Source organism: uncultured Chitinophaga sp., assembly GCF_902168175.1.
In the GTDB taxonomy this organism is placed as follows: domain Bacteria; phylum Bacteroidota; class Bacteroidia; order Chitinophagales; family Chitinophagaceae; genus Chitinophaga.
In genome coordinates this window covers 19,121-29,387 of record NZ_CABHOU010000068.1, presented here as the reverse complement: position 1 = coordinate 29,387, position 10,267 = coordinate 19,121, and the positions used below count along the sequence as shown (strand labels likewise).

The following is a 10,267-nucleotide window of genomic DNA, read 5'->3' as shown; positions in this document are numbered from 1 at the left end:
CGTGTAAATACATTCTTTCCGATGCTGTACCATAAAGGTCATCTCCAACGATGGGCGCATTCAGTCCCAGCTCATGGGCCGAGTGCATCCGCAACTGGTGCGTTCGTCCGGTAAGCGGCCAGAAATCAATCCTGGTGGTGGATTCGTATCGGGCTGCTACTTTCCACTTCGTGATACTTCTTTTGCCGGCATTAAAGCAAACGAGTTGCCGTGGGCGGTTTAACAAATCGGCACGTAAAGGCAGATCGATTTCCCCTTCGCTCTGATCAATCACTTTAGACAATAACGCTGTGTACCGCTTGCTTACCTTACGTTGCAGGAACTGCCGCTGAATATGTTTGTGTACCTCCTTCGTTTTAGCCACCACCAAAAGCCCTGAAGTATCCATATCCAGGCGGTGAATGATGAGGGGTTCTGTGTCGCCTAATACATGTTTTAACCGGGTATACACCGAATCCTGCACACTAACACCAGGTACGGAACGTAAGCCCGAAGGTTTATTGACTACGACGAAACTGTCATCCTCATAAATGATATCGAGCGGTCCGATCTTTTCCGGGGTATGCAGCAATGGGTTTTCGTCAATGGGTATACCACCAAGCATATGGGCCAAAATAGGCTTACACTTGCCTGTACAGGAGGGATAGAATTGCTTATGCTTCCTGATCTCAGATTTCGGAGAAGTGCCCCACCAGAATTCAGCCATCACAATGGGCCGATATCCGTTCATAAATGCAAACTGCAGTAATTTGGGCATCGCACATTCCCCGGCAGCGGCAGGAGGTCTCCCTAACGGCGTAAGACTGAAAATATCCTGTAAACTCTTGCGCTTACCATCTTTGTTTAGAAACGCATATTGATCGAAAAGCTCCTGCTGCAAAGCGCCCGATCTTTCTTTTCGTTCATTTTTTAAAGATTCAATATCTGCTTCAAACCGGTCCAACTTCGCACGTACATCTTCCAGCGCCTGTTGCCACTTGTCTGCAAGTACCTTCAGCTGGTATTTATCATGCAAACTTTGTTTGATAAGATCAGCTTCGGCTATCTCATATTCCTGCGGATTCAGGGTGGTCTTTAACGCCGCGCGACGGCTTTTCCTGCTGGCCCTGTTGGCTTTCAATTGTTCCTTAAAAGCCGCTATTTCCTGCGCTGATCCGGCAGATAACCGCGTCATTTCCTCGTTAAGCCTTACGTAATCGGCGTCGGCAGCTATCTTTCTCACCTGGTCATTAATCGTATTGATCACCAGCTGCTTTTTGATAAAGAAGCTATTCTCATCCAGCATATCAAACACCGGCGGCACGAATTGCTCATGATCATTGGAGCCTGCCAGCTTACCGGAAAAGGCAGACAGGTATCCCAGTTTGCCTTCCGCATCCTGCACCACCAGTACGCCAAACATCTTTCCGATCGCCCCTTCCCCATCGCCATTCAATCCGAAATTGTGATCGAGATCGGTTTGCGTTTCCAGGTAGTGCTGAAGTTCAGCCGCCGCAAGCTTCGCCAATGGATGCGGTTCGTAATAAAACGGATAGGTGAACCGTTCGGGTAATGTTATTCCATTTACCGGCTCTTCCTGAAAATAAGAAATCCTGCTGTTTCCCAAGTACACTGTATTTAGGCCGCAAAATTAGCATTTCTGGTCAACAGGATGAAAAACGTCTTAATCTCTTCATAAACAACACGTTCCGACTGTTTGCAAAATTCACTTTCCGCCGTATCTTTAGAAAACACTCTTGAATTATGAATACCACCGATATACACAATCAGCGCATTGCCAAAATGATCTTTGGCTCAGTTTACCCGATGTACGTAACCAAAGTGGAAAAGAAAGGCAGAACGAAGGAAGAGCTGGATGAAGTGATCACCTGGTTAACGGGTTTCGACAGTGCGAAAATCCAGGAGCTGATAAAAGAGAAAGTAACGTTTGAAACGTTCTTTGAACGGGCCTCGCTGCACCCCAATGCGCACCTGATCACCGGGATGATTTGTGGGTATCGTATAGAAGAGATAGATAATGAACTGACGAAGAAGGCGAGATATTTGGATAAGCTGGTGGATGAACTTGCTAAGGGCAGGAAGATGGAGAAGATATTGAGGGGGTAGCCGAATAGGCGAAACACCATCCTCAATGTTCATTTTACCTGCTTCGAACAAATTCTAACTTCACCTCCAAACTTTCTATCAGTCTGTCTGCAAGAAAATCGAGCATAGGTATGATACTTTCATCAGATTGTTCAAAACGTTTCAAATATTCATCTCTGTCTACATCTTTAATGAAAATTGGTGGATAGCCTTCCTTTAACAAAATCAGATTGGTTAATAGTCTGCCGACGCGACCATTTCCGTCACTAAAGGGATGAATTCTATTTAGAAAATCCTGATGAAAACGAGTTGCAATTGTAATGGGATGATTATTAATATCATGCGTATCTTTTTTTTCTAATTGCGCGTTTGTATCAGCAATCAGGATTTGCATTGCAGCACCCACTGCGGAAGGTTCCAGATATTGATGTATTTTCCCGCTACCCCTTACCGTCATATTCTCAAACGCTTTATATTGACCCGGGCTATAAAGACCATCATCATTCCATTGAGCCAAACTTTTCATCAACTCTTTGTGAAGCTCTTTAATATTTACTTCAGATAAGTTTTCAGATTTATAATTCTCGAACACACTGTCCAGCACATTTTGATGATTTATCAAATCCAGCAACTCTCCGGGAGCCGCATTCTTTGGAGCAACAAAATCTTTAAGCAATTTGATGGTTTGCCCATAGCTAAGTGTATTACCTTCCAGTTTATTGGTATTGTATGTGAAATCCAACTTTACTTTCGCAAAAAAGGCACTATCCCATTCATTGAACTTACTTAATTCATCAATCCTGGTTTTAAGCGTATTTATCCGCTCTATCTTTTGTACGATCATTTAAAATCTATTTCGTAGTCGAATCCATGAGCCTGTATCTTCTCCAGCCATTTTTTGTATAAATTCCGGCCAATAACAAGCTTCCCTTCTTTCAATGATAGCGTTTCGCCGGTAATAAATGTCCGAAGGTCGTTCCTGAATTCTGGTTGTAAATCGTCAAAAAAGATCACATCCTTTCCGGACAAGTACCATAATCCCTCAATTCGTTCAGATATTAAAGCCAACTGATTCATGATTCGGTAGAAATTGTTGTTCGATACAAATTTAAGAAATTATTATTTGTCATGGAAAGATGTTTAGGCAGATGAAAAAGGGTAAGAGGAACACAAATCCCCCTTACCCATATATAATGAGCCCCGGGCATCGCATCCTGCCGTTTGTTATTTAATCCCAATATGTCAAAGAACTTAAGGCACCATCGGCGCTTTCTGAAGTAGCCACGGACAGCTTTTCCGTCCGATAACACTCCTGCCTTCCGGTACCCGCACGGGTCCACCTCCAAGCGTCCTTACGACGGTAAAAAGGTTTAGCCAAATGCTGATAAAAATGTTAAGCTGCTTCGTCATCGCAGGCTAACTGCACAAAGTTACAACCGCCAGATGCCCTTATGGGCAACAATGGGACGAAGGATACGGGAGCTTGGGGTGAAGGATAGAGAAGCCTGGGACGAAAGGCCCCATGATCGGCTGAAACGCTTTGCCATCAAGGGATATGACCAAAACGTTAATCCGATATATATTTATCAGATTAATAACCAATCAATTAATAAGACGATTGGGGTAAAACTTCCTGTACTCAACCTGGGAGGTTGAAGGGCAAAACAAACATAATTGTCCGGCGAAGGTATATCGATCCTATATCGATCCTATAATCGCCATGTTGCCTGGCGCGGGTTTCAGAAGATTTGGATATAGGATCGATAAAGGATCGATATAGGATGGGTATGATCAGGCTCTTTCTTTTACGGCCAGCACGCAGTGATATACACAACACACGAGCAGCACCACTACAGCGCCCCATTGGGCACCTGCAGCATCGGAGGCTACGCCCATCAATACGGGGAAAATGGCGCCGCCTGAAACGCCCATGATCAGCAGTCCGGACACTTCGTTGGAATGCTCGGGCTTGCGTTGCAGGGCGAAAGAGAACAGGATGGAGAAGATATTGGCGCAGGCGAAACCTGCCAGGGCGATAGCGACGTAAATAGCAGGCGAATTGGTAGCAAACAGCAACAGTACCATAGCGGCAATAGCGGCTACTGCCGATGCCAGGTAAAACGACTTTGCCGGCCATTTAGCCAGCATGATAGCACCCAGGAAGGTACCGGCGGTTTTGAACACGAAGTATACACTGGCTACATAACCAGCGTCCTGCAGCGCTGCTCCGGTTCTTTCCATCAATATACGCGGACCGGACACGTTCAGGCCTACGTCGATACCTACCAGCGTCAGTATCCCCAGGAAGTAGAGGAAGATTTTACCATCGCCCAGCAATGCAAAACATTCGCGGATAGTGGAGGTATTTTCTTTGCGGTCGTCCTCCTTCAATGGCGTGGCGCTCAGCCAAAGGAACGACAACACGGTGATGACTGCAAACACGGGAAACAGGTATTGCCAGTTACTAAAACGGGCCACCGCAAACGCAGCAATAATGGGCCCCAGGAAGGAGGATATTGCTTTGATGAATTGTCCGGTGGTCAGTACGCTGGTGAGTTTGTCTTTACTGACTACGTTCGTGAGCAGGGGATTCAGCGCTACCTGTAACAAGGTATTGCCTATTCCTAACAGCGCAAAGGCGCCCAGCACAATGGGTAAGGTGTAAGATAACATGGGTACGAGCAGGCCGATGCCTGTCACCACCAAACTTAGTTGCACGGTGCGTTTACGGCCTATCCTGTTCATCAGCATACCGGTGGGCACGGAGAAGATCAGGAACCACAGGAAAACAGCCATGGGCAGCAGGTTCGAGAGGGTATCCGACAGGGCAAAGTCGCTCTTTACGTAGCTGGTCGCAATGCCCACCACGTCTACAAAGCCCATGATAAAAAATCCGAACAGTATAGGTGCCAGTTGTAATACACTGGATTTAGATGGCCGGGTCATAAGTTTTTCTGTTTAATGTTAAGCAGTGCCATGCGGGCATATATTTCTGCAATACAGGCTTCGTCGAGTAACCATTTCGGTTTGCCGGCAGTATCGCGCGCTTCACTCCAGTCGTGGTTCAGCAAACCATTTGGGTCGCTGTTATTCCAGGCATGATCTACCTGTGCAATAATAGCGGTTAAATATTTAGTGTTTTTGTTTACTGCATAATAAGCGGCATAACCGCGGAACAGTATGGTGGCAAACCAGGGCAGATCGCAAAACGCGCTGCGCATGCCTTCCTGCGGTTTACCGAAGTAATCGTAGGCCGACAAAGCGGTTTGACTGGCCTGTGTATAATACTTCTTCTCCCCTGTTATGGCGTACAACACCATGGCAGCCTCCAGCATGGAGCCGGTATTGTAAGTGTAATATACAGGATTCACTTTACCTGTAGCTGTTTTGATATCGTTGACATACAGCCCGGCGCTGTCGCGAAGATTTTTATACATCCATTCATAAAACCGGATGCCCTGCTGCAGGTAATACCGGTCGCCACTGGCTTTGTAGATCTTTAACGCTGCCAGTGTGGCCATACCGTTGCTACAGGCGGGCTTTTGATCGCTATGGCCCTCGAGCCACGTTACACCGCCGCCGAGTGTGTCGGTCCAGCCGCTCATGATGAAGGTGAATACTTCTTTCGCCCGCGACAGGTACAGGGGATTACGGGTATTTTCGTACGCCTCTGCATAGTCGATCGCTACCAGCCCGTTGTCGTCGTAATAGCGGTCTACTGTTTCGAACTTAGCCGGGTAAGCCTGGTAGCCTGCCGGTTTCCGGGTGGTATCGCGGTATTGGTACATGGCTGCCATTACAGTATCCAGATAAGGTTTATACACCGCTTTGCTGCCGGGCAACCGCATCAGTATATTGGCTGATGTTACTATCCCACTGAGTGGCCATAAGTAACTCACCGCTTTCGACTGCACATGGCCGTCCTGCATATACGTGAGCGAGTCTTTGTGCTGCTGCGGGTAGTACTCCGAAAACAGGCCAAACTGCGGTACGCGGTAAAGCGTCCATACCCGGTTAAACATTTCCTCCGCCCTTCGCCTGTATTCTGCGGCAGGCTGTACCTGCTGCGCGGTGGCAGAGAACAGCATAACGCTTAATACGATACTTAATAACGTGCTTCTCATATGTCCGGTTCAAAGTGTTCGTCCCGGTATGGTTCACCGGGACGAGCAACATGATCTTATTTTTCTTTCTTCCAGATGGATATTCTCGCATAGATCTCTACCATCGCTACCTGTGTGAGCAGGGAATGGTACCTGCCAAGGTCAGAGCCCGACCAGTCTTCATAGAACTGGAAGGTATCGGGCAGGCGGGCATGTTGCCAGGCATAGTCTACGTTTGACACCAGGGTATCGATATAAGTAGTAACGGGATCGACGGTATGCAGCTCCAGGTAACCACGAAGCAATACTGCCGTGAACCATGGATCGTGCGGTACGTAGAACCTGCCCTGATTAGGCACTTCGCGCGTAAAGATGTTGTAAGCGCCCTGTGCCCAGGCCTTCGCATCGGCCAGGTACGTTTGATCGCCTGTAATCTTAAACAGCAACGCAGCATTCTGTATCATGGCGCCGGAGTTGTACGTCCATTTCGCGTAGTTGATGCTGCCATCTTTGATCGAAACGGAGTTCCAGAAACCTTTGTCTACGGGGTCGAGCATGTACTGCTTTACCCAGCTGTACCAGCGCTTAGCGGAAGTAAGATAGGCTTCCTGCTTATCCTGCTGGTACAGTTGCAGCGCCAGCGTGGCGGAAAGTGCGGTTACGTTCGTAGCCTTCATATAATCGGGATGATCAGGGTTGTTGGCCACCCCTTCATTCCAGTACAAACCACCGCCCGCTTCCGGACTTTCGGCAGAGGCGCAGAACGTGTAACACAGTTTTGCATTAGCCAGCAATTGCTGGTCGCCTGTAAGATGAAAAGCCTCCAGCATATCGATGCCGGTAATCGCATTATCATCATAAAAACGATCGGCCTGGCCTTCGCTCAGGGGTACCGACTGGTAAGCAGCGGGTGTCCTAGACACGTCTTTATAGCTATCCATACCGGTTAGGGTGCTGCTGTAATAACCTTCCGTTACCGCGTCATTATACCCCATTTGTTTCAGCAGCGTAGCGCCGGTAAACATCGCAGAGTATGGCCAGAGGTACGCGTACCTTGGATCGCCGGGCTGAGTGGGATAACTCTCCCTTACGAACACAGTACCGGCAACGCCGTAGTGTTTATAAATATCGTCCAGCACCTGGCGTGCCTTCATTTTGTAGGTTACTTCTGTTGAAGTGGTGTCGCCATCTACCCGCACCGGCACATCTTCCCGCACTTTATAACAGCTGGTCAAAAACACGGCTGCCGCGGCTATTGAAAAAACGATTGATTTCATGTGAATACCTTTAATGGTGATGCGATTACTTCACGGTCAGTTTGTAAGTATAGTCCTCTGCGGCATTCAGCTGCAACGTAACGTCGGCCGTTTTGCCATCCGCACCTGCAGGATACTTGTAGGTGAAGTCCCACTGCGAATTATCTACCGGCACTACGCCATAGTAAGCAGCCGGTGTGTTAGCATCGGGTGGTGTAGAGTTAGACTGATTCACACTGCCGTAGTACACGATACCTGCAGTACCACCTGCATCTGCAGTCAGTAATTGAAACTTGAAGCGGTCATCTTTCCAGCTGCCGAAATCGTAGTAAGCGATAGGCATATTGGTGGCCGTCCAGGTGCCGTCACCTGCATAAGCGAGGTTACCCACCACGCGGTTGTAAGCAGAAGCGAATACGCCTGCACCGGTAATTTGTATCATTTCAGCAGCAGCATTGGCGAAGTCGAGGCGAATACGATAGATCTTGTCACCTGTTTGCTGGTTCTCACCACCTTCTGCCAGGCGGGTACCCTGTATAGAGTAAGTTACGGGTGTACCGCTGTTACGGTCTACAAACTCGAAGGAGCCATCTTTCAGGCGGGTGAAGATCTCGAATATGCCATCGGCTGTCAGTTTCATGGCCTTTGCATTAGCCAGGTCGGTACCGCCTTCGGTAGCTGCGCCGGTAATGAATACGTTAGCAGGAATTTCGGTAAAACCGGAAGGTCTTTCTACTACGATCACTCTTGATGATTCTGAACGTTTTTCGTTCAGACCTTTGCTGGCGATCACCGTCCACTGTAAGGAGCCGGAAGTAGAAGGTTGAATGCCTGCTTTACTCGCGATGCTGTTTAATATTTTGTGTGATAACGCGAGTGAATTTTGCACACCGTTACTACCGGATGCAATGGTGTAAACAGGTTTAGAGAAATCGCCGCCTAAGGTATCGAACGCAATTTCATACATCACGAGGCTGCCATCTTCGGCCCTTGCAGGGCTCCATTCGAAATTCACCACAGCGGTGGTAGCAGGTTGCAGTTTCAGGTATTTTCCTACTTCAGGATAATACAATTCCTTCACCGTAGAAATGTTACTGTTGATGGTTTTCTCCTTTTCGCAGGAGGCAAAGGTTACGATGGCCAAAGCGGCGGCCACTAAGCTGAATATATTGAGTTTGATGGAACGTATCATGATAAATGCTTTTGTTAAATGTTACCAATTAGGATTGTTAGGCAGCAGGTTTTTGTTCATCTCCACATCTGCCGCCGGTACTGGCCACAGGTAGTGTTTCGAGGCGTTGAACACGCGGCGGTCTACAACCAGGTTGCTGTTACCCACCTTCATACCATACAGAATGCCGTTCATCACGGTTTCCGCTGTTTTCCAGCGACGGATATCGAATACACGGTCGCTTTCCAATGCCATTTCACTCCTGCGCTCGCGGCGTATGAGGTCTGTAAGTCCAGTACTGCCTAAACCACTGTAGTTAGCGAAGTTTAAGGCAGCAGGATCAGTAAAGCCGGCGCGTTCGCGGATAAGACGGATGGTATTGTTCCAGGTAGCTTCGTCCAGCTGGCCCTGCATCGCTTTCGCTTCTGCGTACATCAGCAGCACATCTGCATAACGGATCAAAATGAGGTTCAAACCAGAATTGTTATTGCCATCGGCTGTACGGTCGTAGTACTTACGGAAGTAATAACCGGTTTGAGAAGCATCTGCTTTATCCACCGCGTTATCGCCCGTACCAGGCGCCGTACGGATGGTAATGGTTTCCCCACGTTTGGTAACGAAAGAAGAACCATCGTGAATGATCGTAGCTTCCAGGCGGGGATCGCGGTTTGCGAATGGCGTAGCATCGTTGTAACCGGAACCGGATTCGCCGATCGCCTTACCGTTGGCCATTACGTAATTATCGACCAGCGACTGTGAAGGCGCCATGCCGGTAATCAGCTGCCCTTCTGTAAAAGGAAGGAAGAAACGCTGCATAGAGTGTGTACGCTGTACGGGCACAAATTCCATGTTGAGTATCACTTCGCTGTTGTTCTCATTCTCCGGCTGGAAAATGCCGGCGTATGACGGGAACAGGGAATAAGCGCCATAAGTGCCGCTCATGATCTGCTGCAGCACAGCAGCCGCATCGGCCCACTTGCTGTCGTACAATAATACTTTCGCTTTCAGCGCGGCCACGGCACCTCTGGTAATACGGCCTTTGTCGGCTTCGGCGTACTCATTTTTCAGTGGCAGTGTTGCGGAAATAGCATCCAGTTCGTCCAGCACGAACTTCAGCACCTCGGCTTTGGGCGAACGCGCAATCTGGAAACTGCCTTCGTAGGAAATCTCGTCCTTAATAAGCGGCGCATCGCCATACCAGGTAGCGATATGGAAATAGTGGAACGCACGGATAAAACGTGCTTCCGCCAGGTAACGGGCTTTTAATGCCGCATCAAGATTGGGTACTTTATCGATGTTGGCTACCAGGTTGTTGGCATTGCGGATGCCCCCATAATGGAACGCCCACTCTCCTGCTACCCGGTTGGTACGACCATCGTACGCACCTGCGGCGATCAGCTGTGCCTGCCCGCCGTTAACGGAGCTGGAGCTGAAAGCGTTATCGCTCAAACTTTCATTGAAGAAAAAGTAGTCGGCCGAATACATACCGGCGTATACATTATTGAGGCTCTGCACCGCGGCATCCGGCTTTTGCCAGAAGGTAAGGTCAGTGTCCTGGTACGAAGGCCCCAGGTCAAGGTCTTTACACCCTGCCCCGCCTAGCAGCAGCGCCCCCATGATTATTGAAAAATATCTTCTTATCCTCATAATTC

General features: G+C 48.4%; 9 protein-coding genes. 1 reads left to right on the top strand and 8 read right to left on the bottom strand.

Annotated features, from left to right (window positions below):
• A partial coding sequence (locus tag QZT80_RS14245; RefSeq protein WP_295123014.1) for a pseudouridine synthase occupies window positions 1-1,606 on the bottom strand: 1,606 nt, incomplete at its 3' end.
• 137 nt (window positions 1,607-1,743) lie between these two features.
• Between QZT80_RS14245 and QZT80_RS14240 the strand changes: the two genes are divergently transcribed.
• Window positions 1,744-2,106 (top strand): DUF2200 domain-containing protein, encoded by a 363-nt coding sequence (locus QZT80_RS14240; protein ID WP_295123012.1) that lies wholly within the window; start codon window positions 1,744-1,746, stop codon window positions 2,104-2,106.
• A gap of 34 nt (window positions 2,107-2,140) precedes the next feature.
• Here the strand turns inward: QZT80_RS14240 and QZT80_RS14235 are convergent, their stop codons facing one another.
• From QZT80_RS14235 to QZT80_RS14205, 7 genes are all read right to left on the bottom strand, one after another.
• The gene (locus tag QZT80_RS14235) at window positions 2,141-2,929 is read right to left on the bottom strand and encodes a Fic family protein (RefSeq protein ID WP_295123009.1); all 789 of its coding nucleotides are present in this window, start codon (window positions 2,927-2,929) and stop codon (window positions 2,141-2,143) included.
• On the bottom strand, window positions 2,926-3,162 hold the full coding sequence (locus tag QZT80_RS14230) for a hypothetical protein (RefSeq protein WP_295123006.1): 237 nt from the start codon (window positions 3,160-3,162) through the stop codon (window positions 2,926-2,928). The genes QZT80_RS14235 and QZT80_RS14230 overlap by 4 nt, the downstream gene beginning before the upstream one ends.
• A gap of 714 nt (window positions 3,163-3,876) precedes the next feature.
• The gene (locus tag QZT80_RS14225) at window positions 3,877-5,031 is read right to left on the bottom strand and encodes a sugar MFS transporter (protein WP_295123004.1); all 1,155 of its coding nucleotides are present in this window, start codon (window positions 5,029-5,031) and stop codon (window positions 3,877-3,879) included.
• Window positions 5,028-6,209: a glycoside hydrolase family 76 protein gene (locus QZT80_RS14220; protein ID WP_295123001.1), complete on the bottom strand. Its 1,182-nt coding sequence runs from the start codon at window positions 6,207-6,209 to the stop codon at window positions 5,028-5,030. The genes QZT80_RS14225 and QZT80_RS14220 overlap by 4 nt, the downstream gene beginning before the upstream one ends.
• A gap of 56 nt (window positions 6,210-6,265) precedes the next feature.
• Complete coding sequence (locus QZT80_RS14215; protein WP_295122998.1) at window positions 6,266-7,465, bottom strand: glycoside hydrolase family 76 protein; 1,200 nt, start codon at window positions 7,463-7,465, stop codon at window positions 6,266-6,268.
• 25 nt (window positions 7,466-7,490) lie between these two features.
• Window positions 7,491-8,636, bottom strand: a complete 1,146-nt coding sequence (locus tag QZT80_RS14210) for a SusE domain-containing protein (protein WP_295122995.1) — start codon at window positions 8,634-8,636, stop codon at window positions 7,491-7,493.
• A gap of 21 nt (window positions 8,637-8,657) precedes the next feature.
• A complete protein-coding gene (locus QZT80_RS14205; protein ID WP_295122993.1) occupies window positions 8,658-10,262 on the bottom strand; it encodes a RagB/SusD family nutrient uptake outer membrane protein in 1,605 nt (534 codons plus the stop codon).
• Between the last annotated feature and the right edge of the window lie 5 nt (window positions 10,263-10,267).

Excerpts from the sequence above, each read along its gene's own strand:
- QZT80_RS14230 (WP_295123006.1), bottom strand. The coding sequence starts at position 3,162 with ATGAATCAGTTGGCTTTAATATCTGAACGAATTGAGGGATTATGGTAC.
- QZT80_RS14205 (WP_295122993.1), bottom strand. The coding sequence starts at position 10,262 with ATGAGGATAAGAAGATATTTTTCAATAATCATGGGGGCGCTGCTGCTA.
- QZT80_RS14215 (WP_295122998.1), bottom strand. The coding sequence starts at position 7,465 with ATGAAATCAATCGTTTTTTCAATAGCCGCGGCAGCCGTGTTTTTGACC.
- QZT80_RS14235 (WP_295123009.1), bottom strand. The coding sequence starts at position 2,929 with ATGATCGTACAAAAGATAGAGCGGATAAATACGCTTAAAACCAGGATT.
- QZT80_RS14225 (WP_295123004.1), bottom strand. The coding sequence starts at position 5,031 with ATGACCCGGCCATCTAAATCCAGTGTATTACAACTGGCACCTATACTG.
- QZT80_RS14220 (WP_295123001.1), bottom strand. The coding sequence starts at position 6,209 with ATGAGAAGCACGTTATTAAGTATCGTATTAAGCGTTATGCTGTTCTCT.
- QZT80_RS14240 (WP_295123012.1), top strand. The coding sequence starts at position 1,744 with ATGAATACCACCGATATACACAATCAGCGCATTGCCAAAATGATCTTT.
- QZT80_RS14210 (WP_295122995.1), bottom strand. The coding sequence starts at position 8,636 with ATGATACGTTCCATCAAACTCAATATATTCAGCTTAGTGGCCGCCGCT.